Origin of the sequence: Tardiphaga sp. (genome assembly GCF_025356345.1) — a bacterium.
Classification (GTDB): domain Bacteria; phylum Pseudomonadota; class Alphaproteobacteria; order Rhizobiales; family Xanthobacteraceae; genus Tardiphaga.
Map to the genome: position 1 here is coordinate 1 of NZ_JANXTC010000275.1, position 26,590 is coordinate 26,590.

Annotated in this window: 22 protein-coding genes and 1 pseudogene; 8 read left to right on the forward strand and 15 right to left on the reverse strand. The window is 64.6% G+C overall.

The window, feature by feature from the left end; genetic code table 11:
- Positions 1–127 precede the first annotated feature (127 nt).
- The 5 genes from Q0S16_RS16930 to Q0S16_RS16950 form a co-directional block, all read right to left on the reverse strand.
- Entirely contained in the window at positions 128–1,750 is a 1,623-nt protein-coding gene (locus Q0S16_RS16930; RefSeq protein ID WP_366517837.1) for an ABC transporter substrate-binding protein, read from the reverse strand.
- A gap of 62 nt (positions 1,751–1,812) precedes the next feature.
- Complete coding sequence (locus Q0S16_RS16935) at positions 1,813–2,352, reverse strand: hypothetical protein (protein ID WP_295850302.1); 540 nt, start codon at positions 2,350–2,352, stop codon at positions 1,813–1,815.
- A gap of 402 nt (positions 2,353–2,754) precedes the next feature.
- Positions 2,755–5,910, reverse strand: a complete 3,156-nt coding sequence (locus tag Q0S16_RS16940) for an autotransporter domain-containing protein (RefSeq protein ID WP_295850304.1) — start codon at positions 5,908–5,910, stop codon at positions 2,755–2,757.
- Between the two features lie 291 nt (positions 5,911–6,201).
- Positions 6,202–9,396 (reverse strand): autotransporter outer membrane beta-barrel domain-containing protein, encoded by a 3,195-nt coding sequence (locus Q0S16_RS16945; RefSeq protein ID WP_295850306.1) that lies wholly within the window; start codon positions 9,394–9,396, stop codon positions 6,202–6,204.
- A gap of 241 nt (positions 9,397–9,637) precedes the next feature.
- Positions 9,638–11,221 carry an MDR family MFS transporter gene (locus Q0S16_RS16950; RefSeq protein ID WP_295850308.1) on the reverse strand — a complete coding sequence of 528 codons (1,584 nt, stop codon included), beginning with the start codon at positions 11,219–11,221 and terminating at the stop codon, positions 9,638–9,640.
- Between the two features lie 206 nt (positions 11,222–11,427).
- Between Q0S16_RS16950 and Q0S16_RS16955 the strand changes: the two genes are divergently transcribed.
- Positions 11,428–12,222, forward strand: coding sequence for a TSUP family transporter (locus tag Q0S16_RS16955; protein ID WP_295850353.1), 795 nt, complete (start codon positions 11,428–11,430; stop codon positions 12,220–12,222).
- Positions 12,223–12,246: 24 nt separating this feature from the next.
- Here the strand turns inward: Q0S16_RS16955 and Q0S16_RS16960 are convergent, their stop codons facing one another.
- Both Q0S16_RS16960 and Q0S16_RS16965 read right to left on the reverse strand, forming a co-directional pair.
- Positions 12,247–12,537, reverse strand: a complete 291-nt coding sequence (locus tag Q0S16_RS16960; protein WP_295850310.1) for a BrnA antitoxin family protein — start codon at positions 12,535–12,537, stop codon at positions 12,247–12,249.
- A 49-nt stretch (positions 12,538–12,586) separates the two neighbouring features.
- Positions 12,587–13,099 (reverse strand): YcgN family cysteine cluster protein, encoded by a 513-nt coding sequence (locus Q0S16_RS16965; RefSeq protein ID WP_295850313.1) that lies wholly within the window; start codon positions 13,097–13,099, stop codon positions 12,587–12,589.
- A gap of 309 nt (positions 13,100–13,408) precedes the next feature.
- Between Q0S16_RS16965 and Q0S16_RS16970 the strand changes: the two genes are divergently transcribed.
- Genes Q0S16_RS16970 through Q0S16_RS16980 form a run of 3 tightly spaced genes read left to right on the forward strand, consistent with a single transcriptional unit; the run spans position 13,409 to position 16,866 of the window.
- A complete protein-coding gene (locus Q0S16_RS16970) occupies positions 13,409–15,688 on the forward strand; it encodes a PBP1A family penicillin-binding protein (RefSeq protein ID WP_295850356.1) in 2,280 nt (759 codons plus the stop codon).
- A 24-nt stretch (positions 15,689–15,712) separates the two neighbouring features.
- Entirely contained in the window at positions 15,713–16,291 is a 579-nt protein-coding gene (locus tag Q0S16_RS16975; RefSeq protein WP_295850315.1) for a DUF1214 domain-containing protein, read from the forward strand.
- Positions 16,288–16,866, forward strand: coding sequence for a DUF1254 domain-containing protein (locus Q0S16_RS16980; protein ID WP_295850317.1), 579 nt, complete (start codon positions 16,288–16,290; stop codon positions 16,864–16,866). The genes Q0S16_RS16975 and Q0S16_RS16980 overlap by 4 nt, the downstream gene beginning before the upstream one ends.
- Before the next feature lie 63 nt (positions 16,867–16,929).
- Here the strand turns inward: Q0S16_RS16980 and Q0S16_RS16985 are convergent, their stop codons facing one another.
- On the reverse strand, positions 16,930–17,640 hold the full coding sequence (locus Q0S16_RS16985; RefSeq protein WP_295850359.1) for a hypothetical protein: 711 nt from the start codon (positions 17,638–17,640) through the stop codon (positions 16,930–16,932).
- An 82-nt stretch (positions 17,641–17,722) separates the two neighbouring features.
- A complete protein-coding gene (locus tag Q0S16_RS16990) occupies positions 17,723–17,926 on the reverse strand; it encodes a hypothetical protein (protein ID WP_295850320.1) in 204 nt (67 codons plus the stop codon).
- A 197-nt stretch (positions 17,927–18,123) separates the two neighbouring features.
- Between Q0S16_RS16990 and Q0S16_RS16995 the strand changes: the two genes are divergently transcribed.
- Entirely contained in the window at positions 18,124–19,101 is a 978-nt protein-coding gene (locus tag Q0S16_RS16995) for a DUF2336 domain-containing protein (RefSeq protein WP_295850323.1), read from the forward strand.
- Between the two features lie 36 nt (positions 19,102–19,137).
- On the opposite strand, the gene Q0S16_RS17000 is transcribed toward Q0S16_RS16995, so the two are convergent.
- The 3 genes from Q0S16_RS17000 to Q0S16_RS17010 form a co-directional block, all read right to left on the reverse strand.
- A complete protein-coding gene (locus Q0S16_RS17000; protein ID WP_295850326.1) occupies positions 19,138–19,482 on the reverse strand; it encodes a DUF1491 family protein in 345 nt (114 codons plus the stop codon).
- 119 nt (positions 19,483–19,601) lie between these two features.
- Entirely contained in the window at positions 19,602–20,255 is a 654-nt protein-coding gene (locus Q0S16_RS17005) for a peptidoglycan-binding domain-containing protein (protein WP_295850329.1), read from the reverse strand.
- On the reverse strand, positions 20,248–22,092 hold the full coding sequence (locus tag Q0S16_RS17010) for an ATP-binding protein (RefSeq protein ID WP_295850332.1): 1,845 nt from the start codon (positions 22,090–22,092) through the stop codon (positions 20,248–20,250). The genes Q0S16_RS17005 and Q0S16_RS17010 overlap by 8 nt, the downstream gene beginning before the upstream one ends.
- 415 nt (positions 22,093–22,507) lie before the next feature.
- Between Q0S16_RS17010 and Q0S16_RS17015 the strand changes: the two genes are divergently transcribed.
- Positions 22,508–22,903, forward strand: a complete 396-nt coding sequence (locus Q0S16_RS17015) for a DUF5330 domain-containing protein (RefSeq protein ID WP_295850336.1) — start codon at positions 22,508–22,510, stop codon at positions 22,901–22,903.
- Positions 22,904–23,207: 304 nt separating this feature from the next.
- Complete coding sequence (locus Q0S16_RS17020; RefSeq protein ID WP_295850339.1) at positions 23,208–23,639, forward strand: SufE family protein; 432 nt, start codon at positions 23,208–23,210, stop codon at positions 23,637–23,639.
- Positions 23,640–23,695: 56 nt separating this feature from the next.
- Here the strand turns inward: Q0S16_RS17020 and Q0S16_RS17025 are convergent, their stop codons facing one another.
- The 3 genes from Q0S16_RS17025 to Q0S16_RS17035 form a co-directional block, all read right to left on the reverse strand.
- Positions 23,696–24,289, reverse strand: a complete 594-nt coding sequence (locus tag Q0S16_RS17025) for a DUF6456 domain-containing protein (RefSeq protein ID WP_295850344.1) — start codon at positions 24,287–24,289, stop codon at positions 23,696–23,698.
- 204 nt (positions 24,290–24,493) lie between these two features.
- Entirely contained in the window at positions 24,494–24,907 is a 414-nt protein-coding gene (locus Q0S16_RS17030; RefSeq protein WP_295850347.1) for a MucR family transcriptional regulator, read from the reverse strand.
- 127 nt (positions 24,908–25,034) lie between these two features.
- The gene (locus Q0S16_RS17035; protein ID WP_295850348.1) at positions 25,035–25,832 is read right to left on the reverse strand and encodes a hypothetical protein; all 798 of its coding nucleotides are present in this window, start codon (positions 25,830–25,832) and stop codon (positions 25,035–25,037) included.
- A gap of 321 nt (positions 25,833–26,153) precedes the next feature.
- On the opposite strand from Q0S16_RS17035, the pseudogene Q0S16_RS17040 reads away from it, so the two are divergent.
- Positions 26,154–26,590, forward strand: a pseudogene (locus tag Q0S16_RS17040) (hypothetical protein); the annotation flags it as partial.

A 26,590-nucleotide genomic window follows, 5' to 3' on the forward strand; every position in this document is an offset into this window, starting at 1 on the left:
CCACCAGCAGAATGCCACGCGCAATGCTCGCCTCCATCCGTGAGTTCGTCTTGCCTGGTGAAGTGAACGTCATGGAATCCCCCTTGTCCGAAACCGTCTTTGGCGTGCCGGATTTATCGCTGTTGCCCTATTCCAGGTCGATCGCCTGGTACTTGCCGGATTCATCCAGCGCCGTTCCCCACACCTTGTGCGAGGCCTGGTGATCCGAGCGACCGAAGCTCAGCGACGTCCCCAGCCCCATGTCCACGCCGCGCAGACTTTCGAGGCTGTCCACCAATCTCTCGGTGTCGAGCTGCGGTCCAATCTGTTTCAAGGCCTGGATCACGATATTGGCGCCGATATAGCCTTCGAGCGAAACGTAGTCCGGCGCCTCGCCGGGGAAATATTTGGCGAGCGACGCCTTGTATTCGAGGATCGCGGAGGAATAGCCGTCCACCGCCGGCACCACCTGTGTCACGACCACGCCATTGCTGTAGCGCGGTCCCAACAGCTTCAGCTCTTCCGCGAGTTCGCTGCTGCCGACGAAAGAAATATTGGTGTAGATCATCCCCGGATACAGGTCGTTTGTCTTTTCGATGAGTTTCGCGGAGGCGCGATAGGAGCCAACGATGATCACGGCCTTGATCGCGTTGTTGGCTTTGCGCGTAGCTAGCGTCGTCAGCGCGTCGTTCACGTCGATAGAGCCGCGCTTGTAGCTGAGGCGCAACGCCAGGTCGTCGCTGGCCCCGAGGATGCGCATCGCCTTGACCACCACGCCAAAGGCAACCTCGCCGAAGGCATCGTCCTGCGCGAACACGGCGATCTGCCGCGGCTGCAATCGCCGCACCTTGACCAGATAACGCACCGAGGCTTCGATCTCCTCGGTTAGACCCGCGCGATAGTTGAAGACGTAGCGATCCGGCGGATCATGGCGCAGCACCGGCGTTCCCGTAAACGCACCGAAGAACAGCGCGCGCCGCTCGAGCGCATAGGGCGCCGCCACCGCCGCGGTCGGCGTGCCCACATTGCCGATATAGCAAAACACCTGTTCCTTGTCGTACAACTGCGCCATGGCCGCCAGGGTCCGGCTCGGTTCATATCCATCATCGGCCGCGATCAGCCGAAGCATGCGGCCGGAAATGCCGCCGGCTTCATTGACGCGGTTGAAGGCGGTATCGATGCCGAGCTTCATCTGACGCCCGAGCTGTTTGGACGGGCCGGAGAACGGCCCCACCATGCCGAAGCGGATTTCCTGATCGGTGACGCCATGAACGGCGCTTGACGGCGCGGCGGCGGCCGGGGTCGGCGCGGGCTGCGCGGGCGCGAACGACATCGGTGCCGCCGCGGAGATCGCGCCCGGGTCGGGCAGCGCGGAGGTCACGATGGAGCGTTCCAGATCGACGAACTGGCGTTCGGCCTGTGCGCACTCGACCTCGGGATTGGTCATGGCGCGGCGGCCATCGCCGAGGCTACGGTCGAGTTGCTGAATGATGTCGACGCGCTCGGCTTCGTTGGCCGACGCTTCCTTGATCACGACGGCAAATTTGTCGACCACGTTCTGCACACGGGGGCGCTGCAGGTTGCGGCAATTCGAGGCCGCGCCCACGATCAGGCCAACCCGGCTGGCCAGCGTGCGCACCACGGCGGCCTTGTCTCCTGGCGCCGCGGTGGCGGGAACGGCGAGCGCGAGACCGCTGGCCAACAAGGCGCCGCGGGCAATCGTCGCCGACCATCCGGGAAGATTGGATTGGCGTCGGGTGATAGAAATCATCAAGGTACTTCCCGCCAGAATACAAATAAAAAATGGTGCGTTCGAAATCATCCGACCCGCGGCTAGGGGGCCGGCTTCGCGGCGGAATTCTTGTCCCACTGCATCAACTGCCGAAGCAGCGCATCGGAATCATCCGGCTTGGCGGCCGGTTCGCTCGCGGGCCCGACGACCGGCGCGGCCGCGCCGTCGGCATCGTCGGCCGCGGCTTTGCCGCTGTCGCTCGCGGGCGTCGCCGTGGCGGGCAGACCTCTCGATTGCAGCACCCCGAGGAACGACGGTGCCGCGGCATTCGCCTCGCCTGGCGGCTGTGCCACGGGCGTCATGATGGTAACGACCACCGCGGCGAAAACCGCCAGCACTACCGCGACAGCGATGCCGCCGATCACGCCAAGGCGGTTTTCCCCCATCAGTCGCCGCAGTCCGCCAGGAGGCGGCGCCGGCACCAGTTCAGGCTGCATCAAATGACGCCTCGACGCGGCGGCCACGTCGTTCGGCACGACGTCCGGCGCCGACGGGCGATCGGATGCCTGACGCAACCGGCGCGGCGCATAATACAACGGGTCGTCGGGACTGAGATAATCGGGCTTGTCGAAACTGGTCATACGCAAATCCTGAAACGCCTTGATGCGCGCGCGTTCCCGCGGCGGCGGCATAATCCTGAGCCTGATGGCTGAAGCCGTAAAAAATGAATTCGAAGCGGAAGAAACATACAAAACTACCGACTACCTTGCGCCAAAGGTATGAATGATTGTTTTAGGGAGTAGATATATACCACATCGGATCAACCTCAACGAGCGAATCCATTGCGAAAGGCTGAACGTTTGACAAAATGCGCGACCTATCCTGTTGCGATCAGGGAAGGGAATCAGCAACCAATTGCGACATGCATTTTGTTAACCAAGGCCATGTTTCGGCGCGAACGGGACGTGTAGTTCGTCCACCTGCACGCAGCGGGACAATGCGATCAGCGGCACCCGCATGGCGCGAAGTCGAGTTGCCGTTGTCTACCAGGCGTAGCGCACGACGCCCTTGCCCGCATAAGAGCGGGTGACCTCGGAGAACTCGCCTTCGAAGCTGGCACCAATCGAGATGCCGCTGACAAAACGCAGCTCGGCCTCGGCGGTGGTCAGTGCAGCGTCGCGCGCCGGCCGAGCGCCGTTGACCACGAACGACGCGCCGGGCAGCGACTGGAAGGTGGCCGAAGCCGAGCGCTCGGTGTTGAAGTCGTGCGCCCACGCCGCGCGACCGCGCAGCGTCAGCAACGCATCGCTCACGGCAAACGACTTGTCGCTGCGCAGGCCGAGTTCGGAGCGCGGCGCGGCAATGCCCTTGCCGGCATAGGCCAGCGCGAAGCTGCCGGTGCCGGATGCCGACGTTTCCGCATAAGACGGCAGATCCAGATAGGTTATTTGCGCCGCCGCGTAGGGCGTCAGCGCGATGCCGAGCCACGGCGTGGCATAGCGGTTGCCGGCCTCCAGCCGCGCCGAATAGGAGTTTGTATCGAACCGCGCGCGCAGCGCGTCGGCGTCGACATGGCGCTCGGTGGTCACCTGCTGCCAGCCATAGGCGGCACTCGCGGTGATGTAGGCCGAGCCGATGTTGTGGCGCACGAAGCCACCGAGTTGGAACAGGTCGGAGCGCCCGCCGCCGCCCGCCACGCTGAAATTGGTCGCGCCGCCGGCCATGGCAAAGCCGGCCACCGTCTGCGCCGACAGCCAATAGTCCGCGCCGACCGCGACGCCACCGATCCGGCTGCTCGAAGTACTGGTGCCGGCCGCGACATTGCCATCCGTCGTCTGCGTTCCGCCGAAGCCGGACACCCATACATTCCAGCGCGGCACGAAAGCGCGCGGCGCCGCCTTGGTGATCATGGCGTAGGCGTCGCGCTCGTTGCCCGACCGCTTGCGGCCAGTGGCGGCATCGGCGTTCATCGCGTCGCCCTGCTCTGCAAATCCCATCGCGCCCGGCGCATCTCCGCCACGGCCGGCCACAGCCGGATCCGACATCGTGCCCATGAACTGGGTCGCCGCCATGAAGATCGGCTGCTGGACGGACGCCGCCGTCTCGCCGGAGACCTGCGTCAGTGCCCCTGGCGTCAGCGCACCGAAGGCGACCGGGATGCTCCCCGTGCGATTGAAATAACCGACGATCGCGTTGCCGACGGCGGCCTGATTGGACGACAAACCGTTTCCGAACGCGGCCGCGTAGTTCAGCGCCAGATTGAGGTAGACGTTATTGGCATCGTAGCTCAACGCGGAGATGAAGCTGGTGGGCAGGTTGGTATTGACCTGCGACCCGAAGCTGCCGCTGACGCCGCCAGTGGCGTTCAAGATGGTATATTGCCGGGCGACGTAATTGCCCGTCGCAAATGAGGCTTTGACGATAGCGCCGCCGAGCGCCGCGGCGCCGCTGACGTTGACGCGGTCGGCATTGGCTGCCGACACTTCCACGAGGTAGCTCGACGCCGAGCTGAAGGCGAGGTTGCCGGCCACGTTGAGGGTGCCGATCGAATTGCCCGGCGAAAGCGTGCCGCCAGTGATCACGGTGTTGCCGACCGTGCCGGTGCCCCCGAGCGTGCCCGATGCATTCACCGTGGTCAGCGAGGAGGTTGCGATCGAGCCATTGACCGAGAGCGTGCCGGCATTGACCGCGGTGCCGCCGGTGAAGCTGTTGGCGCCCGACAGCGTCAGCGCGCCGGTGCCGGTCTTGGTCAATCCGCCGCTGCCCGAGATCGCGCCGGAGAATGTCGTGCTCGTATTGTCGCGGCCCGCGGCCAGCGTCGCCGTTCCCAGTGTCACGGCGCCGGCGCCCGCCAGCGATCCGACGGTCTGGCTGAAGCCGTTGAGATCGAGCCTTGCGCCATTGGCGATAGTGTAAGCGCTGTTCGGTGAAAACGCGTTGCCGATCCCCGCTTGCAGCGTCCCGACATTCACGCCGGTCGCGCCCAGATAGGAGCCCGCCCCCGACAGGGTCAGCGTGCCAGACCCGGTCTTTGTCATGCCGCCCGCGCCGCTGATGGCGCCGGACAGCGTGGCGTTGTTGCCGGCCGTATCGAACGTACCGCCCTGATTCATCAGCGCGATGGGCAACGCGCTCGAAATATTGGCGCCGGCGAATTGCAGCGTGCCGCCGGTGAAGACCGGCCCCGGAGAACCGGTCGCGCCGGACGCCAGGGTGCATCCCAGCGCGCCCGCATTGTTCGCCTTGAAGGTCAGCCCGGCGGCCAGCAAGGCGTTGCCGTTCGAGCACATGCCGGGGAATTGCCCGCCTGCGACGGCAATCGGCGGTCCGAACGTGCCGGTCGCGATATCATATACCGCAACACTGCCGCCGCCATTGCTGACCTGCACGTAGAGCGTCCTGCCGTCCGGGCTCACCGTCAGGCCGAAGGGGGTCGTCGCGCCCCCGAGACTGATCGGCGTGCCGGCCGTGTTGGTCGCGGTGTCGATCGGCGTAATCCCGGCCTGGCTGGTGACATAGGCGGTCTTGCCGTCCGGCGACACGACCACGTCGACCGGCGTCGTTCCCACCGTGACTGTCGCGACGAGCGTATTGGTGGCGGTGCTGATGATCGACACGGTATTGCTGCCGCTATTGGCCACATAGATGGTTTTCGAGTCCGGACTCGCGGCCAGAAAGAACGGGTTGGCCCCCACGGCAATGGCGGTCGTCGCGGTATTGGTGGCGATGTCGATCGGGACAAGTCTGCCGCTGTTCTGATCGGTGACATAGGCGGTTTTCCCGTCCGGCGTCACGACCACGGCGGTCGGGTTGTTGAAACCGGTGAGCACCGACGTGATCGCGTTGGTGGCGGTATCGATGACGGCCACGGTGTTGCTCGTGCTGATCGCCACATAGAGGGTTTTGCCATCGGGTGTCATGGCAAGGCCGTACGGACGGCCACCGACCGTGATCGGGGTCCCGGCGGTGTTGGTGGCGGTGTCGATCCGGGTGACGGTGCCGTCCTGATTATTGCTCACATAGAGCACGGACTGGTCGCCCTTGATGGCCACGCCGTACGCGCGGCTCGCCGTGGCAATTGAACCGGCAATGCCCGTAGAGGTGTCGATCACCCAGACATTATTGCCAACGGTGTTGGGCAGGTACAGCACCGGGGAAGTTTGCGCCCGGGCCTCACCCGACAGCAACGAGATCAGCAACGCCCATGCGAAGCAGGCCGTCCACGCGCGCGACGCGACCGATATTCGCCAGGTGATCCCAGTCGTGCAGAACTTCTTCGGGCCCGGAGCGTTCGCTGACAAGGCCAAAAACATTTTAGTTCCAATAATGTAAATATACTGATGGAACAGCGTTTGATGAGTCGGCCACGAATAGCAAGGCATGGTTGTCCAGCCCGGCGCTGCGCCAGCGATGCCGGCGGGGTCGACCCGGGCGGCCGCATGCGCAGGGAAAGCGCGAGGATTTTGCCGGAAGGGTTCGAAAGTCGGCGCCTACCAGGCGTAGCGCACCACACCTTTTCCGGCATAGGAGCGCGTCACGTCCGAGAACTCGCCCTCGAAAGTCGCCGCCAGCGAGACGCCGCCCATGAACTTCATTTCGGCGGACGCCGTCGTCAGCGCGGCATCGCGCGCCGGCGCGGCGCCGTTGACGACGAAGGATGCGCCCGGCAAGCTCTGAAACGTCGCCTGCACATTGCGATCGGTGTTGAAATCATGCGCCCACGCCGCGCGGCCGCGCAGCGTCAGCAGCGCATCGTCAACCGCATAGGACTTGTCGCTGCGCAGGCCGAGTTCACTACGCGTCGCGGTGACGGTCTTGCCGGCATCGTTGAGGGCAAAGGTGTTGACGCCGCCAGCGACATTTTCGGCGTAGCCGGGAAGCTCGAAGGCAGTTACCTGCGCCGCCGCGTAGGGCGTGACGCCAACGCCGCCGACCCACGGCAACACATAGCGATTGCCGCCTTCGATGCGCCCCGAATATGCATGAGCGTTGAACTGGGCGCGCAGCCGGTCGAAGCCGGCGATGGTAACGGTGCGATTGGTGGTGATGTCCTGCCAGCCATAGGCGGCCGCGGCGGTGAGATAGGCCGAGCCTTGCACGTGCCGCACGAAGCCGCCGGCCTGGAACAGGTCGGACTGTCCGCTGCCCCGACCGTTGACGCTGAAATTCGTGCCGCCGCCGGCCAGCGCGAAGCCGGCGACGGTCTGTGGCGACAGCCAGTAGTCGGCGCCGACGGCGACGCCGCCGATCCGCGCGGTCGCATTGCTGGACCCGAGCGTGGCATTGCCATCGGTGGTGCGCTGGCCACCGAAGCCGGCCGCCCATAGGTTCCAGTGTTCTGCAAATCGCGGCGTCAGCGGCGCCTTGCGATAGATGGCATCGAGCGCGTCCCCTGCTCCGCGCTTCGCGGCATAGCTCAGGGACTCCCCGGTATAGCCGCTGACCATGCCTTGTCCGGCTTCCCGCCCGGCGGTGAACGGATCGGTCAGCACGCCGAGAAACAGGTTCATGGCGTCGAACGTCGCCTGCTGCGTCGCGGTTGCGATCTCGCCGGACGCCTGGGTCAGGCCGACGGGCGTGAGCGTGCCGAACACCAGCGGAATGCCGCCGGTGCGGTTGAAGTAGTTCACCAGCGAGGTGCCGACATTCTGCTGGTTGACGTTGAGTCCGGTATATTGCGCCAGCGTCAGATCGAGATTGATGAACACGTCGTTGGCATCATAGCTGAGGCTGCTGCGAAAACCGGCCGGCAAATTGGTATCGGCCTGCGCGCCGAAGGTGCCGATGACGCCGCCGGTGGCATTGACGATGGTGAACTGCTTGCTGACATAGCTGCCGGCGACGAATGATACATTTACGGTGGCGCCGCCCAGCGTCGCGGTGCCCGTGACATTGACGCGGTCGGCGCCCGCCGCGGACACTTCCACGAGGTAGCGCGCCGCCGAAGTGAACACGAGATTGCCGGACACATTAAGCGTGCCCACAGAGTTGCCCGGCGCCAGCGCGCCACCATTGATGGTGGTGGTGCCGACGGTGCCATTGCCACCGAGCGTGCCGCCGGCATTGACGGTGGTGATCGAAGTCGCGATCGAGCCGTTGACGCTGAGCGTGCCACCATTGACCGTGGTGGCGCCGCTATAGGTGTTGGTGTCGCTCATCGTCACCAGGCCGGCGGTCGTCTTGGTCAGCGCGCCGGCGCCGGCCAGCACGCCATTGATGGTACCGGCCTGCAGGTCGAACGCGGTCGCGGCCGACACCGTCGCCGTGCCGGCCAGCGTGCCTCCAGTCAGCTGATAGGTACCGACATTCATCGTGCCGTTCTGCACCGTCCCGCCGGACTGGCTGAGCAACGCCTGCGCGGCGGTGAAACCGCCAAGATCGATCGTACCGCCGCTGATGGCGGTGGTGTTCGCGTTGTTGCCGAGCGCCCCGGCATTGCCGAGTTGCAGCGTACCGGCCGAGATCGTGCTGCCGCCGGTGTAGGTGTTGGCGGCGCCGAGAATCACCACGCCGGCAGTCGTCTTCGCAAGAACGCTGCCGCTGCCCAGGGTCGCGTTGACAGTGCCGGCCTGCAGGTTGAAGCCGCCGATCGTGCCGAACGTTCCGTTCTGCAGCGTGCCGCCGTTCAGCGTGAGGCCGCCATTCTGCGTCACAGTGAAACCACCGAGGTCCAGAGTGCCTCCGCTGATGGCCGTCGTGTTCGAGGTATTGCCCAGCGCGGTGACGCTGCCGAGCGTCAACTGGCCGGCGGTGACCACGGAGCCACCCGTGTAACTATTGGCGCCCGACAGCGTCAGCGTGCCCGTACCGGTCTTGCGCAGCGAGCCACCGGTCGCTCCCGATACGGCGCAAGATGTGCAATCGCTGATGGCTCCAGAGACCGTCGTGCTGGCATTGTTGCCGCCGACCGTGAGCTGGTTGGCGCCAAGCGAGAATCCCCCCGCGCCGGACAGCGATCCGACGCTGAGCTTGCTGTCATGTCCTGGCCCGTCGCTTGCCGAAAAATCAACTACGCCGCCGGCATTGTTGACGATGCTGGCATTGCCTCCGGTGGAGAAACCGACGAAGCGCAGCAAAGCCCCAGCATCGTTCGTCACGCTGGCGTTGCCCAGCGTACTATTGTTCCACACAAGGATATTTCCGGCGTTGACCAGCGTGGAATTGCCGGCGCTACTGTTATTCAGAAAGAATAGCGCGGAGGCGGACGAGACCAGATTATTGATGGTGGCGCTGCCTGCCGTGCTGTTATCGAGGAATTGCACGAAGCCACCGGTGTTGTTGATGGTGACAGCACCTGCCGTGCTGGCGTTTTGAAAGTACAGCAAGTTGACGTTTTCGATGATGGCGTTTGCGCCATTGACGATGCCGGCGCCGGTGAAAGAATAAGAGGGCACGCTGTGGCTGGTCACCAGCGTATAGGCTGGCGCGCCGCCGGCGAAGGTCCACCCGCCCACCGACGATACTGCTGAAAACGTCAGCGTTGTCGTCGCCGACGAGCCAAAAAATGCGGTGCCCGTCGGTACGGCGCCGGTATTCCAGTTGGTCGCCGTACCCAAATCGCCTGAGCCGGGATTGCTCAACCAGGTGGCATCCTGCGCCGCGGCGGGTGCCAGCAGGCCCACACCGGCCGAAATTGCCGCTGTCGCGAGCACGCGCAAGGTTGACAGGACGGAGCTCGGCTTCATGCGAACGACCTGGCGCGAAAAAGTGCCAGGCCGACAAGGCGAGACATTCCGGATGGAACCCTACGCACCGCCGCCCGGTATCACAATGCTTTCGAAGCCGTTAATATTATTACATCGACGTCCGCCGCCTCAACGACATCCTGACAATGCGCGTCAGTCCATATTGCAGATCAAGATACCACCATCTGCGGCAACGTATGGAAATACGCGTCGATGCTTGGCAACGGGCATTTCCACCGCCCTATTCCGAAACCAGGCTCGGCCCGGCCTTGGCCGGCCCGGCCAGCGTGCGTTCTTCCATCAGCGAGATGAAGAACGCGGCCAGCGCCAGCATCACGGCGGCGGCGCCAAACACGTAGCGGAAGGCGTGCACCATGTCGGCGGCGGCGATCGGATGCGCGGAGCCGGCATGGTCGCCGCTGATGGTGATCCCGGTGCCCAGCGCCATCAGCAGCACGGTGGTGAAGGCGGCCACGGTGAACGACGCCATCAGCGCGCGAAAGAAGTTCATGGCGCCGGTGGCGGTGCCGACCTGCGCGCGCGCCACCGCGTTCTGGATCGACACCACCGTCACCGGAAAGGTGGTGCCGAGGCCAACCGAGAAGATCGCGAGCATGGTCAGCAGCCCCCACAGCGGCAGCGGCGTCGCCAGCGCGAGACCGAGACCCATCATTGCGGAACAGGCGGTGCCGATGATGGCGACGCGCTTGTAATGCATGGCGCGGGTCATGGTGCGGCCGGCGATCGCCGCGCCGAGCACCGAGACCGCGGCGATCGGGATCAGCGCCAGCCCGGCCTCGCTGGCGGTGAGGCCGTAGACCACTTCATAATACAGCGGCAAATGCACGGTGAGCCCGATCATCGCGCCCATCGCGCAACCGCCGGCGGCCATCGCAAAGGGCACCACCGAACCGGACATCAGTTGCAGCGGCAAAAACGGCTCGTCCGCGCGCAGCGCATGCCAGATGAAGGCGAAACCCATCACAGCGGCGGCGCCGGTCATCGCGACAATGGTCGGCGACGCCCACGCGAATTTGGTGCCGCCCCAGGTCAGCACCAGCATGAACACCAGCGCCGAGGCCATCAGCAAGATGCCGCCGAGCCAGTCGACCTTGCGACGGCGGTGGAACACCGGGATCTTCTTCATCTGCGGCAGCAACAGCGCCAGCGCCACGATGCCGAGCGGCAAATTGATCCAGAAGATCATCGACCAGTGCAGATGTTCGGCGAACACGCCGCCGAGGATCGGGCCGCCGATGCCGGCCGCGACCCAGACGCCGCTGAAATAGGCCTGGTACTGGCCGCGCTCGCGCGGCGTCACCACGTCGGAAATCACCGTCTGCACGATCGGCAGGATGCCGCCGCCGCCGAGGCCCTGCAGGCCGCGGCCGAGAATCAGCACCAGCATGTTGGGCGCCAGCGCGCACATCGCCGAGCCGGCCATGAACAGCGCCAGGGCAACGGCGATGGTCGAGCGGCGGCCATAGATGTCGCTCAGCGTGCCGAACACCGGCGCCACCGCGGTCGAGGCCAGCAGATAGGCGGTGATCACCCAGGACAGGTTGCTGACATCGCCGAACTGCCGCCCGATGGTCGGCAACGCGGTGGCGACGATGGTCTGGTCGAGCGCCGCCAGGAACATGGTCAGCAGCAGGCTGACCAGGATGGTGCGAACCTCGGTCTGCGTCAGCGGTGGCTTGACCGCCGCAGGCGCGTCGATGACGTCGATCACCTCGGTCGGCAGAGACGACAATTCCGCGACCATCTCGTCGGACAGCGGCAGGTCGTCAGCCGTGGAGCGGCACGCGCGTTCGATCTTGGTCATGGGTTTTCGGATTCAGATGGCTGGGCACGAAATGCGCGCGAGGGGCTGATGAAGGCAAAATTATCATGCAACTGCATGCAGCGACAGCCTTTTGCCTGCATGGGAGCATCCCGCGGCAGGCGTTTCGCGGCGTTCTGGCCTGGCTGCACCGGTTCGCGGTTCCACGATGCGATGGCCTGTCGGCGGCGAATCGCCTACGCAGCGCCGTGATCGATCTGGCCCCCGACATTATTGCGCTGCTCTGCCTCGCCGCTGTCGCGGCGGGCTTCGTCGATGCCATTGCCGGCGGCGGCGGGTTGATCGTGATCCCGGCGCTGCTGGCCGCCGGCATCAGCCCGGTGGCGGCGCTGGCCACCAACAAGGTGCAGGCCTGTGTCGGCACGGCATCGGCGACCTACACCTTCTGGCGCGCCGGCTGGATCGATTTCCGGCTGTTGCGCCTGCCGCTGCTGGCGGCGCTGGCCGGCGCGGCGATTGGCGCGCTGGCGCTGATGGTGATCGATACCCGCTGGCTGATGGTGGTGCTGCCGATCCTGCTGGTCGGCATCGCGCTGTTCTTTCTGCTGGCGCCGGTCGCCAGCGATGTCGATTCGCACGCGCGCGTCACTCCAATGACCTATGCCGCGGTCGCTGGCGGCATTGGCTTCTATGACGGCTTCTTCGGTCCCGGGGCCGGCTCGTTCTTCGCCCTCAGCCTGGTGACGCTGATGGGGATGGGACTGACCAGGGCCACGGCGCACACCAAGGCGCTCAACCTGATGAGCAATGTAGTGTCGATGGCGGTGCTGGCGGCCGGTGGTCAGGTGCTGTGGATGCTGGGCGCGGCAATGGCCGTCGGCAATTTCATCGGCGGCCGGCTCGGCTCGCGGGCCGCGATGCGCTTTGGGCCGAAGCTGATCCGCCCGCTGCTGGTGATCATCTCGCTCGGCGTCACCGCCAAACTTCTGCTCGACCCCGCCAACCCGCTGCGCATGCTGGTCGTCGCGCTGTTGGCGCGGTGACGTCGATCCGGTTTCGCGACGCGTTTACTGGATCTTGTTGAGCTTGCGCAGGTCGGTATCGATCCGCGACTGCCAGCCGGCGCCGCCGGCCTTGTACTTGTCGATCACCTCGCCGGACAGCCGCAAGGAAATCAAGCGCGTGGTCGAATCTTGCCCGGCTTCGCGCTTGTGGCGGATCGACGCGGCGAGGTCGGGAAAGACTTCTGCAAAAGGACGCATTTCTGCAAGCTCCGCGTCCGTCAACTCCGGACTATCGGCGTCATCCCAATCCTGCTGCGTATAGCCCTGACCAGGCCTGAATTTCTTCTCAGCCATCGATCAACTCCCGTTCTTTGCGGCTCGGAAGGCGGTCAAGAGCGCCAGCCTACACCGGCCGCTTCTTCAATTGCGCGCGGCGCGGCAGCACGCCGGGCCAGGTCACGATGTGGTCCTGCAGGTCCTCGTCCGGCACGGTGTCCTCGGTACCCTGGACCCGGCCACGCACCGAAACGCCGGCCTCGTGCACGGTCTGCGGGCTGCCGGAGATCAGAGGGTGCCACCAATACAGATCGCGGCCTTCGGCGACGAGCTTGTAGCCGCAGCTCGGCGGCAGCCAGTTCAGGCTGCGAACGTTCTCCGGCGTCAGCCGCACGCAGTCCGGCACCTGGTCGGAGCGGTTCGGATAATCCTTGCAGGCGCACAATCCGGCATCGAGCAATTTGCAGGAGACATGCGTGTAATAGATCTTGCCGCTGTCCTCGTCCTCGAGCTTTTCCAGGCAGCAGCGCGCGCAGCCGTCGCACAGGCTTTCCCACTCGACCTTGGTCATCTGCTCCAAGGTCTTGGTTTTCCAGAACATTCCCTCTTGCAGCGAGGGTTTCGGAGGACGCGTGGTCATGCCGTGCAATTCGATTTCGAGGGGCTGAGGCGTCTTCTATGGGTTGTAACGGCCGAGGCCGCAAGCGCCGCCGCGTCTTGCGGCGGAACTGTGGCCATGCCCGCTTGGCGCATTAGCCGTTTCCGGTGAAAGCCGAGCTTCGCCATTGGTTTGTCAGCGACGCTCGGCTAGAACTTGGACGAGTCAGTTCTTGAGGCGAAAAAGCGGCAATCGCCGGCACGCCTTGGGATTGCCGCAACAACCCAGCAAGACGTCTCGGCGGTGCCTGATCGGGTGGCGCTCGAGCGCTGCGACAGACCAAGGGCCCCGGTGCGCCAGATCGTGCCAACCGCATGGAAGAAGAAGCTCCAGCATCTCCTGCTGGATTTTGACGCGCGTATCGATTCGACGCTGTTCTCCTCCGCGGTCGGGATCCGCGAGCTGTGGGAACGCTACTCGACCTTCATGGACCGTTTCTATGTCGGCCGCTGGAAACGCTGGGTGTTGATCGAGCCGCTGTCGGAAATGGCGACCATCGGCCTCGGCGGCCTGATCCTGATGCTGGCGCTGGCGCAGCCGGCGTTTCGCGAAACCTCCGACGAAGACTGGCTGAAGAAATCCGACCTCGCCGTCTCCTTTCTGGATCGCTACGGCAATCCGATTGGTAGCCGCGGCATCAAGCATAATGACTCGATTCCGCTGGAGGATTTTCCCGACAATCTGATCAAGGCGACGCTCGCCACCGAGGATCGCCGCTTCTACGACCATTTCGGCATCGACATCGCCGGCACCGCGCGCGCGCTGGTCACCAATGCGCAGGCCGGCGGCGTGCGCCAGGGCGGCTCGTCGCTGACACAGCAGCTCGCCAAGAACCTGTTTCTGTCGAACGAGCGCACCATCGAGCGCAAGGTCAACGAAGCCTTCCTCGCGATCTGGCTCGAGACCCGCCTCACCAAGAACGAGATTCTGAAACTCTATCTCGACCGCGCTTATATGGGCGGCGGCACCTTTGGCGTCGACGGCGCGGCGCATTTCTACTTCAACAAGTCGGCGCGCGACGTCAACCTCGCCGAGGCCGCGATGCTGGCCGGCCTGTTCAAGGCGCCGACCAAATACGCGCCGCACATCAACCTGCCCGCCGCGCGCGCCCGCGCCAACCAGGTGCTCGACAACCTCGTCGATGCCGGCTTCATGACCGAGGGCCAGGTGTTCGGCGCCCGCCGCAACCCCGCGACCGCCGTCGATCGCCGTGAGGAAGTGTCGCCGAATTACTACCTCGACTGGGCGTTCGACGAGATGCGCAGACTGGTCGACACCTTTCCAAAATCCTATTCGGAGCGCGTCTTCGTGGTGCGCACCTCGATCGACATGAATGTGCAGCGCGCCGCCGAGGCCGCGATCGAGAACCAGCTGCGCCAGTTCGGCCGCGACTATCACGCCACGCAGGCCTCCACGGTGGTGTCCGATCTCGATGGCGGCGTGCGCGCCATGGTGGGTGGCCGCGATTATGGCGCCAGCCAGTTCAACCGCGCGGTCGACGCGATGCGGCAGCCGGGCTCGTCGTTCAAGCCTTATGTGTATACGACCGCGCTGCTGAACGGCTTCAAGCCGACCTCGATCATCAATGACGGCCCGGTATGCATCGGCAATTGGTGCCCGCAGAATTATGGCCACTCTTATTCCGGCAACGTCACGCTGACGCAGGCGATCACGCGCTCGATCAACGTGGTGCCGGTGAAGATCTCGATCGCGCTCGGCAAGGGCTCGCCCAATCCGGCCAAGGCCGGCCGCGCCAAGATCGTCGAGGTCGCGCGCCGCTTCGGCATCACGGCGCCGCTGCTCGATACGCCGTCGCTGCCGATCGGCTCCGCCGAGGTCAGCGTCCTCGAACACGCCGTGGCCTATGTGACCTTCCCGAACAAGGGCAAGTCGGTGAAGCCGCACGCGGTGCTGGAAGTCCGCACCGGCGCCGGCGATCTCGTCTGGCGATTCGACCGCGACGGCAAGAAGCCGCTGCAGGCGATCCCGGCCTCCGTCGCCGCCGACATGGCGGGCATGATGAGCCACGTGGTCTCGGAAGGCACCGCGCGCCGCGCCGCGCTCGACGGCATTCCGACCGCCGGCAAGACCGGCACGACCAATGCCTATCGCGACGCCTGGTTCGTCGGTTACACCGGCAACTTCACCTGCGCGGTATGGTACGGCAATGACGACTATTCGCCGACCAACCGCATGACCGGCGGTTCGCTGCCCGCGCAGACCTGGCACGATATCATGGTGGCGGCGCACCAGGGTATCGAGATCAAGGAAATACCGGGCGTCGGCGCCGGTACCAGGAACCCCGCCGCGGCGGCTTCCTCGGTGATGGCGGCCAACGCGCAGGATACCAGGCCCGGCCCGCCGCCGGTGCTGACCCGCAAGGGCGCCGATATTTTGATGCGCGTCGAGAAGATGCTCGATGACGCCGGCAAGACAGCCGGGCGCACTTCGTCGAACGAACCGGCCAGGCCGCGTGTCTCCCCGGCACTGGCTTTACCGGAAAGCTTCGCTTCGGCTGGCACCGAGCCCGCGGTACCGCCTGCGCTGGCCCCTGCCTCGCGCAAGAATTGATGCGGCGATGATGACGGTTCGAACGTGCGGCTGATCTTCCTCACTGTGCTGGCGCTTGTGATCGCGACCATCGTCGGCCTCGGCCTGACCTGGACGACGGCGACGCGCGGCACCGATCTGGGCACGCTGACGATCGGCGCCTGGACGGCGCGCCCGCGCACCGGCACCAGCGAGATCGACCCCTATGCGCGCGCCGCGATCGCGCGCTCCGGCGAACTGCCGGTCGGCACCGGTGACGGCGTCGGCTTCACCGCGACCACCGACGACAGAAAGAAAGCGCTCGATGGCCGCTGCGATATCGTGGTCAGCGGCGTCACCCCGCCGGCGCGGTTCTGGACGCTGACGCTATACGACACACGGGGCCGCCTCGTCCCCAATGCACTGCAACGCTACGGCTTCACCAGTCAGGAGATCGTGCGCGGCGCCGACGGCGCCTTCGAGGTCCGCATCGCCTCGCGCGCGCGCGCCGGCAACTGGTTGCCGACCGGGGCGCTGGAACGCTATGTGCTGATGCTTCGGCTGTATGACACGCCGGTCGGCGTCGCCACGCGCACGCAACGCGACGCGCCAATGCCAGCCATCACCACGGTGGGCTGCCCATGATCCGGCTGCTATTTGCCATTTTCGGCGGAATCATCCTGGGCGGTGTGGTGCATCTGGTCAGCGTACTGGCCTTGCCGCGCATCGCCACGCAGGATGCCTATTCGCGGCTGACGCCGATCGGCAAGCTCAACAGCGTGACGCCGCTGCCACCGACCGAGCCGACCAATCCGCTGCTGCCGTTCATGGACCCGGCCTTTGCGATGGCGGTGTGCCGCTACGACCTCTCCACCGGCCCCATCAAGCTGACGGTGCCGGTCAGCCAGTCCTATACATCGGTGTCGTTCTACACCCGCAGCGACGTCGCCTATTATGCGATCAACGATCGTTCCGCCGGTCGCCGCATCATCGAGCTCGATTTGATGACCGAGGCGCAGCACGCCGAACTGCCGGAAGACGAAGACGTCACCGCGGCCGACCGGCTGATCATCGATTCCCCGACGGCGACCGGATTGATCGTGCTGAAGGCGCTGGCCGCCGAGCCCGGCCTGATGGCACAGGCGCAGGCCTCACTCGCGGCATCGAATTGCCGGGTGCAGACCGAACCACCGGCCAAACAGGGGCCGGCGAAGCGCTGAGTTCACGCCCATGAACTCGGCAATGTCGTCCGGCCATAACGGCATCACAATCCCGAACTCACATCATCCCCCGACGCGCAGCACCTTGCCGGCGCGTACGGGCGCGATCGACGCCGACGCCGCGGTGGTCTGCGCGGCCATCTCCCCGATCAGCATGTCGGCGCTGGCAGCAAGGCCATCCGGGGTGTGCACCACCAGCCGTTCGAGCGCCCAGCGATAGGATGAGATCCGGCGCTGCAGGCATTGCTCGACCCACTGGATGATCAGCGCGTTCTCGTCCATGCGCGCCAGCGCATCGGCGCGTTCCTGCGGCATCAGGCCGGACACCATTTTGAGACTGGCATTACGCTTACGATCGAGCTCGATGACGCGTGCGGCATTGGCATAAAACGGCTCGAAGCGCAGGATGTCGTTGCGGACATCGTCGATCAGCACGCTGTAGCGCGAGGTGTGCGATCGGTGCGGCTCGTCGATCAGCTGCCGGCCATAGGCGGTGCGATCGAACGGCGGCGCCTGACGCCATGGCGAGGGCAGCGGCTTGTAATCGCCGAACACGCTTTTCCACAGCGGCCGCGAATGCGGCGGCTCGATCAGCGGAAAGGCCAGGTCGCGCATCAGCTTTTCGCCGTCGGTGAGCTGGAATTCCGACGCGCGCAGGCCAACGCTGCCGGTGGCTTCCGCGCCGATCCAGCTATGCATGTTGTCGCTCAGCACGTCCGGGCGGGTACGGCCGAAATCGCCGCTGCTGCAGCCGCCAAGGGCGACGCCGAGCATGGCGACGAGAAACAGAAATGGCGCCGAGCGCCGAAGCCGTGTTCGGATCGGCGGAGATATCGTCGGCATGGAGGATTCCTGATCAGGAGCGGGCGCGGCGCTTGCGGCGGCGCCCGGGCGCGGCGCCCTCGTCCGGACCACTGCCATTGCTGTCGTCGGTTTCGCGTTCGATGCGAACCACCGGCAGGATCAGGATGGTGGCACCGCCGGTACAAGGCGCACGACCCATGCTCAGGCCCGGCCGTCGCGCTGCCGCATCCGCCGGGAACGTGATGATGGTGCTCATGTCGCTCTCTCCGCGCCGCTTCGTCCATTGGTCTGGCGCGTCATCATCTAAGAGTGATCATGGTTAATAGAGCCTTAATTTCATGATCCGACGCGACGCCCAGGCGCGCGGACCGCGATGGAACTCCCATGGTTAACGGCGGATTAATCGATGCCACGTAAGGTCGGGGTGATCCTCTCCAGTGAAGCGTATTGCCCATGACTTCTTCACCTCCTTTGTTCCCGGGCTTTGATGGCCTGATGAAGCTGTCGCGCCGCGAGGGCGTCGATATTCGCCCGACGCTGCTTCGGGTGCTGACCGACCTCTATGTCCAGGCCCAAACGCATACGCTCGATGAGGAAAAGCAATTCGTCGAACTCACGGCCCGGCTGATCGACGAGGTGGATGACGCCACCCGCGCCGCCGTGCGCGCCCGGCTCTCGATCTATCCCAACACGCCACGCGCGATCTTGCAGAAGCTGAATTTGCGACCGCTCGATCCCGGACAGCCGATGCCGCGCGCGCAAGCCATCGCGCCAATGACGCCGCCGGCCGCCCCCGCCACGCGACCGCCGACCGAGACGCAGATGCGCATGGCGGCCACCATGACCATGCAGCCGCAGGACGCCTCCGAGATCGCCGCGCTGTTCTTCGCTGCCAGCGCCACCGAGCGCGCCCAGATCCTGTACAATCTCGAAGACACGCCGCTGCGCCCGTCGGCGCGGATTCCCGAAAGCCGCGCCGCGCGCGCCATGCATATTCTGGAAATGGCGGCGTTCGCCGAAGACCGCGATAATTTCGCCCGCGAGCTCGGCGAAGCCCTGATGCTGCCGGTCTCGGTCGCCGAACAGGTGGTCAACGATCCCGGCGGCGAGCCGCTGGCATGCTGCGCCAAGGCGCTCGGCATGAGCAGCGCGATCTTCCAGCGCGTATTACTGTTCCTGAACCCGGAGTTCGGCACCTCGGTACAGAATGTCTACCGGCTATCGCGCTTCTACGACGTACTCAGCGAGCGTTCGGCGCTGATCATGGTCGCAGCCTGGCGCGGCGCGACGCTGGCGGCAACGCGCGCCAAATATCGCCCAGCGCTGTATGACGACGAACGCAACCGCGCGCGCCCCGCGCCAGTTGCACGGCCGGCCGCTCAGCCCGGCATGATCGACATCGCGCGCCTGACACGAAATACCGGAAAGTAGTCGCGCGTCCCGCGCGGCTTGCAGGGTCGGGCGGATCTACTTCTTCACCAGATCCAGGAAATGCCGGCCTGCCTTGTCCTCGATCTCGACGATCCAGACGTCCGGATCGAACGAGATTTCCTTGACCAGCCGCTCCTCGATCTTGCGCTCCTCGACCGCCTCGGGCGGCGAGGCCGCGAAGACGCGCTCGACCGGGCGGCTGTCGTCATAGGCGCTTTGCGGTGCCGGGGCGTAGAGGATGGCGGTGCCGTCGAGCAGCGCGATCTTCACGAACACCGCGCCCGCCTCCTCCGCGCCGCGCCGACGCACCGCGCCGAACACGCCTTCGGACTGGCAGCGGCGCAGATACGCGGCTACCCAGATGCTGCTCTTCAATCTCATGGCGAACTCTATAGCAGACCGGTGTCCCCGGCGCGATGCATACGCGGCGCGGCTTGGCGGAACAGACGCTTGCGCACCGCGGCCGGGCAACGAAGCCGGTCCGCAGCACGCGCGAACGGCTATTCGATCGGACGGCCGGTCACGGAGGCCAGTTCACGGACCATGCGGTCATTGACCTGCCCGGTGACCGGCAGTTTGCGTTCGCGCTCGAAGCGCTGGATCGCCGCCTGGGTATCGGAGCCAGCGGTCCCGGTCGGCTTGAGCTGGCCATAACCGAACTCGGTGAGGGCGCGCTGCACCGCCGCGACACGGCGCGAACTGACGATCAGATCACCCAGCGGATCGCGCGCGACAGTGGGCACGGCGGCCGGCGGGCGCGCCACGGCAGCGGCCGCCGCCGCGGCACGGGCGTCCGGCTTGCTGTCCGCCTTGCCGTCCACCGGCTTGGAATCCAGCATGCGCGAATCCAGTCTCGCATCGGCCGGACGCAGCGTCGCGTCGATCGGGCGCGGCTTCGGCAGCGGGTTCACGAACGGCGCCGGCATCGCCACCACGACGCTGGAGCCGAACATCGGCGATGGATGCCGCCCGGCCTGCAGAAAGATCGCATTGGCAATGATCGCGCTGACCGCGGCGAAGGCGATCAGGCCGGCGACCAGGTCTTTCGGACTGTGCAACAGAATGCGCAGCATCAGGCCGCGCTCAGCCGGTTCATCGACCACGGCCACGGCGCGACCACGCGATTTGGATTCCTTGGATTTGGCTTTAGGCACTCTTCTTCACCTGATCGTACTGGTCGGAGGTCACGGCGCGGGGCGCGGGTGTCAGCGTCGCGATATTGCTGGCGGGCTGTGCCGGCGGACAGAAGTCCAACGGCAGCGCGATGGTAATGATGGTGCCTTCGTCGACGCGACTCTGCACGTTCATCTCGCCGCCATGCATGCCGACCAGGCTCTTGACGATCGAGAGGCCGAGGCCGGTGCCTTCGTGACGGCGCTGATAGGTCTTGCCGGCCTGAAAGAACGGATCGCCGATCCGCTTCAAATCGTCCGCGGCGATGCCGACGCCGGTATCGCTGACCCGCAGCAGCAACCGCGATCCCTCGACATTGGCGGTGACACTGACGATACCACCACGCTCGCTGAACTTGATCGCATTGGACACCAGATTGAGCAGGATTTGCCGGAAGGCGCGCGGATCGCCGTTGATTTCAGGCAGGTCCTTGGGAGCATCGGTGACAAGGTCGATGCCGTTCTCTCGCGCCTTGAGCGCCAGCAGGTTGCAGCAGTTGATCAGCGCCGGGCGCGGCGCGAACGGTTCCGGCGAAATCTCGAAGCTGCCGGATTCCAGTTTCGACATATCGAGAATGCCATTGACCACCGACAGCAAATGCTGGCCGGAATCGTTGATCAACTGGGCGTATTCCTTGCGCTTGGCAGCACCGATCATCAGCAGGTCCTCCTGCACGATCATCTCCGAGAAGCCGATGATGGCGTTCAGCGGGGTCCGCAACTCGTGGCTCATGGTGGCCAGGAACCGGGTCTTGGACTCATCGGCGCGCTCGGCCTCGGTGCGGGCCAGCGCCAGCGCCTCTTCCTGCAGCTTGCGATCCGTGACGTCGCGCAGCACCGCTACGACCTCGCGTTCGGCATGATCCGGCGCCGCCTGGCTGGCCGTCTGCTCCAGCGGGCGGCAACGCATCTCGACCCAAATGAATTCGGCAGTGATCGAATACGAGCGATCGGTATAACGCGTCGTATCGCGGCGCAGCCGGAACTCGACGCTGCAGGCCTCGCCACCGCGCGCCGCATCGGACAGCGCGGTCAGATAGGCCGGGCGGTCGGCGACGTGAACGCGATCGAACAGGCCGTGGCCCAGCAGCCGCTGCGTCGGGGTCCCGACCAGCGCCTCGGCGGCCGGCGAAATGAACAGCACCGCGCCGTTGCGGCGATGTCGCGAGATCACGTCACTCATATTGTGAGCCAGCAGGCGATAGCGGTCTTCCTCGACATTGAGCAAGGACACGCTGGTACGCGCCAGCAACTCGGCACCGAAGGCGAGTCCCGCCGCATAGAGCGTCGCGGAGACGACGCCGAACGCCATAAACACGCTGTGGTTCTGCACGCCAGCAACGGACACCGGCAACAGATCGAGGCGAGTCATCGCGATCAGAATGACGATGCAGGAAATAGTCAGTCCGGAGGCAAAGGCAACGACGCGCCGCGACGCCGATAACGCGGCTTCCAGCGGCACCACCACCAGCCAGATCGCGGCGAATGATTCGATACCACCGGTCGAGATCGACATCATCACGACCAGGCTTGCCAGCGCGATCGACGACAGCAGTTGCGCCATCTCGTAGCGGCCGGTGCGCGACAGGAAATAGGACAGCAGGATCGGCGCGATCAGCCACGCAAAAGCCGCGACCTCGATCGCGTTGGGCGCGCCGCGCACAGCCAGATAGACCGGGAAGGCTGCGATGACGGCAAGACTGCCAAGCAGACGCGGCGCCATGAACGCGCGGTGTCGTGCACTGGTCAGCGCATCATAGCGCGCTGAGGGGTGCAGCAAGGCATCGAGACAATCGCGGATGATTTTCAATACTGTCACGGCTCTCGCTTCGGCTTGCTCGTCAAATCAGACGCGCCGAAACGCCTCCTTCATCGTTACGTCACCGTGTCAGAGCGGAATTAAGCGAACGCTAAGGCCCGCGCCGAGATCCGACGCCCCGAAGCACAACCGCTGATTTACGGGCATTTTCGCTATTTCAATCGGCGGTGATGGTGAACGACACGTTTAAAGTCGCGCCGCGACATGGTTTCAAAAGCGTGCACGCGCGGACGCGTGCGCATCAACCTGCCTCGCGTAGCAATGGAAAATTTACGCCGAATCGATTGCCTGGCATTTTCCGCTAATTTTTAGCGATTTAACCGCATCGCAAACACTTGCGGTTTATCGACCACTGTTAGTTTCGACTCAGATTGCGGCAAATCGCAACGGACTGAAAGACCAACGGGGTTGCGCGATGTTCTTCCTGCTTCGCATGGCATTCTGGCTCGGGCTGGTGCTCGTTTTGCTGCCCAGAGACAAGACGCCTGGCTCGGACCAGGCGCCGCAGATCGGCGCGTCCGAAGCGGTGTCGGCCGCCAGCGCCGCGATGTCCGACATGAGCCAGTTCTGCAAGCGCCAACCCGCGGCCTGCGAGGTCGGCGGACAGGCGGCGACCGTGCTTGGCGAACGCGCCAAGGACGGCGCCAAGAAGCTGTACCAGATCATCACCGACAAGAAGCCGCCGGACCACACCGGATCGATCGGGTCGGGCGAAGGCGCCGATCAGGACAGCCCCCTCGACAACATGCCGGATACGCTGAAGCCGGATGATCTCGCCGTTGACTGGCGCGCCCCCGACCCGACGCCGTAGCAGCTAGCGTCAGATTCAGTTTGCTCGAATCGTGTCCCGGACGCGGTACATTGCGCCTCCGCAAGCAGGCGGAGTGCTCCGCGGAGCCAGGACCGCCATGAAACTCAGCACTTGGTAGGGTCCCGACTCCGCGGAGCGACATAGCGGCGATGCAAGGGCATCGCCTGAGAATGCCGCACCGCGTCCGGGACATGAGTAATTCATCCTAACGGATCAGACTCTAATTGCCGGACCCGGGGTTGCGGGTGGTCGCTTTCGTCGCAGGGCATCCCTATATAGAACTTGCAACCGGATGCAGGCCCAGATGACAACGATCGACGAAATCAAAGACAATTTCGAGCTGCTGGAAGACTGGGACGACCGTTACCGGTACGTCATCGAGCTTGGCCGTACACTGGCGCCGATGTCGGCGGAGGAACACTCCGCCGCCAACAAGGTCAATGGCTGCGCCAGCCAGGTTTGGCTATCGCGCCAGATTGCCGCGACCGAAGCCGGCGAGCCGGTGCTGAGCTATCTCGGCGACAGCGACGCCCACATCGTGCGCGGCCTGATGGCGATCCTGTTGACGCTGTATTCCGATCAAACGCCCAGCCACATCCTCAACACCGATCCGATCAAGGTGTTCGACGAGCTCGGTTTTCGCGAACATCTCACCCCGCAGCGCTCCAACGGGCTGCGCGCGATGGTCGAGCGCATCCGCAACGATGCCAAGGAAACCCTGGCGGCGGCAACCTAACGGTCGTTCCGGGCCGGCCCGCGGCTATCGCCGCGGCCACCCGGAACGATGATCGATCAGCGTTCAAAAACAACATCGTCTGCCAGCCACGTGCGCACCCCCGATGCAACTCCCCGGGTTTCGGCCGCCAAACCATAATGCCGCGCCAGCCGGTCGAGACCGAGCTGCAACACGATCTTGGCGGAGCGCGCCGGCCAGCCGCGCTCGCGCTCGACATCCTCGAGCCCGCGCAAAAAGCAGCAGACATCCATCAGGATGCCGGAAAATTCCGGACCGCAGGCCTGCATCGCCTGGCTAACGCGCTGTCGCGACGTCACCATCATGTCGGTCATTTCGCCGGGACTGCTGCCCGATCCGCGTGATCGGCCGCCGGTTGCCGCCCAGCTGGCGGTCATTCGCGGCGCCAGATTTCCGCGGGTGAAATCGGCGCGCAGCCTTTCGCCGGCGAGGAATTGATGCGGGCTGATCATGCTGCGCCCGTCGCGCCCCTTGCGCCGTGCCAGCCACGCCAGCGGACTCTCGGCGTCATTGACCAGCACCGAGGTGGGCCCGCCCTCGGTCAGAATGGTTCGGCTATCGAGCGACAGATGCCTGGCGCGGTCCGCGCCGACGCCCTCGGTAGAATAACGGGACTTGCGGGAAGCTTTCATGCGACGACCTCCATTTAGGATAATAGTCGCACGACACAAAATCGGATACAAGTCCTATATAGGAATTATTGCTTTAAGGCCACCAACTCTGTGCGCTACCCGGCAGAGATGCCATGATAGGTAAATTCAAATGTCGCCCGCCGCGCGGATGATCCCTTCGTCTCCGCTTTGTTCCGTCTTGGTTCACCGCGAATGGAACCCGGACTATTTACGACGCCGACGTTGCTGTCCCAATCCCATCTTCTTGGCGAGTTGCGAACGGGCAACGGCATAGTTCGGAGCGACCATTGGATAGTCCACTGCCAGCCCCCACTTCTCGCGGTATTGCTCCGGCGTCATGCTGTATTGCGTACGCAGGTGCCGCTTCAAGGATTTAAAGCGCTTGCCGTCTTCCAGGCACACCAGATAGTCCGCCGTCATCGACTTCTTCAGCGACACCGCCGGCTTGGCCGGCTCCAGTGAAACCTCCGGCCGTCCGCTCGACACCCGCATCAGCGCCGCATGAATCTGACTGATCAGCGCCGGCAGCTCGCCCGCCGGCGTGGGATTATTGCTGACATAGGCCGACACGATGGTCGCCGTGAGGTCGATGAAATTCTTGCCTGTCTGGTCGGTCATGCGGGTCTTTCGAAATATCCTATAACCGGCAGGCTTGATCGGATTGCAAATACGACGGCGATCCGACACCAGCGCGTCTCAATTTTCATGGGCAGGCCGTCGATCCCGACGGACCGGATGGAAAACCTCACCCCCGGTTGTCGAGATGCTCGCGCAGATCCTCGATCGAATCGAAGCTCATCATACCTTCGGGCATCTGGGCTTCAATCGAGCCATCCGAGTACAGCGAATAGGCCATCCCATCGACGACGCCGGATTTCAGCACCGTGACGCGCGCGGGGTCATTCTCACGGGCCGCCGGCACATAGCGATCGGGAATCAGCGCCGAGTCCGGCAGGCTGTCGCTCAACGCCGGCGCGCGCGCCGTGCGGCGAATCGCGTCGGACCGGGGCCGCTCCCGCTCCGGCCAAGCGTCCTCGAAACTGCGCTGCGGCGCGGCGGGAGTCGCGGCGGATGCGCCCTCCTTGGCAGCGGCCTCGGCACGTTCGCGCCGGGACGACGAGAATAGCAGATTATGGCGCTTCGGTTCCGCCGGCTCCGCCGCGGCCGCGCGCGCACGCGGCGATTCGTCCTGCCAGGGCAGCGTCGCCGGATCGGCACTGCCGGTCCGGGCCGCCGGTTCCTGACGCTGCGGCGACGGAACCGGCGGCAGTAATCCCGCGTCGTCATCTTCGTCCGGCGGCAATTGGAATTCACGCCTGGGGATGGGCGGCGCGGTCGCCGCTTCGCCGGAACGGGGGCCCCATTTCTTCAGCTCGCGAAGCGCCAAGCCCATGCTGATCATGATCAGGCCGGTGCAGGCGCCGATCGTTCCAGTCAGAATAAGCGTGTTGCCGAAGCCGAATTCCTTAACCGGGATCCCGAAGACGATCGTTAGAAGGCCCGCAAGGATTACCAAGATCCCGGCAACCAGCAGCAAAGTCATTGTATTATCAACTCCCACGGCGGCAGCTTCGCGCGCCTCGTTGTCCCAACCACCGTAACGTCTTAATCGACAAACGACAATTTACATTCACAACTTCCGGTAAAGGTACTGGAGCGCCATACTTAACCGTTCTGGTTAGCATAATATGAATTTACATCCCTGGCGAGCATATCCGGGACATAAGCTTGTTGCTGCGTCGCGTTTCAAGAATTTTGCCACAATTCTCAATTACTTGGTTGTAGAAGTGCGCTATATGGTAGCCGGGGAAGAGGCTCGAGAGCACTACGTTGAGCCGCTGGGGACACCGGGTTATCAACCATCATGTCATCGATAACGACTTCCGCCATCGTCCTGCCGCTGAGGCGGTCGGTGGAACGGACCTGCGACGACCTTGCTTTGCTGACGCTCGTCGTGGTGAGCATCGTCGCCGGCTTTACCTTCCGCGATTACGGCCTTGGCTGGGACGACTATACCCACGCTGAATATGCCGACCTGTTGTTGAAGATGTACGGCTCCGGATTCAAGGATCTCGGCGCGCTGTCCTTTGCCAATCTTTATATGTATGGCGGCGGCTTCGACATGGCCGCGGCGCTGCTGCACAAAATCATACCTCTGGAACTGTTCGAAACCCGTCGCCTGCTCGGCGCCGTGGTGGGGGTGATCGGGCTAACGGTGACATGGCGGCTCGGCCGTCGCGTCGGCGGCGCCGCCGGCGGCCTTGCCACGCTGCTGATGCTGGCGCTGTGCCCGACCTTCTA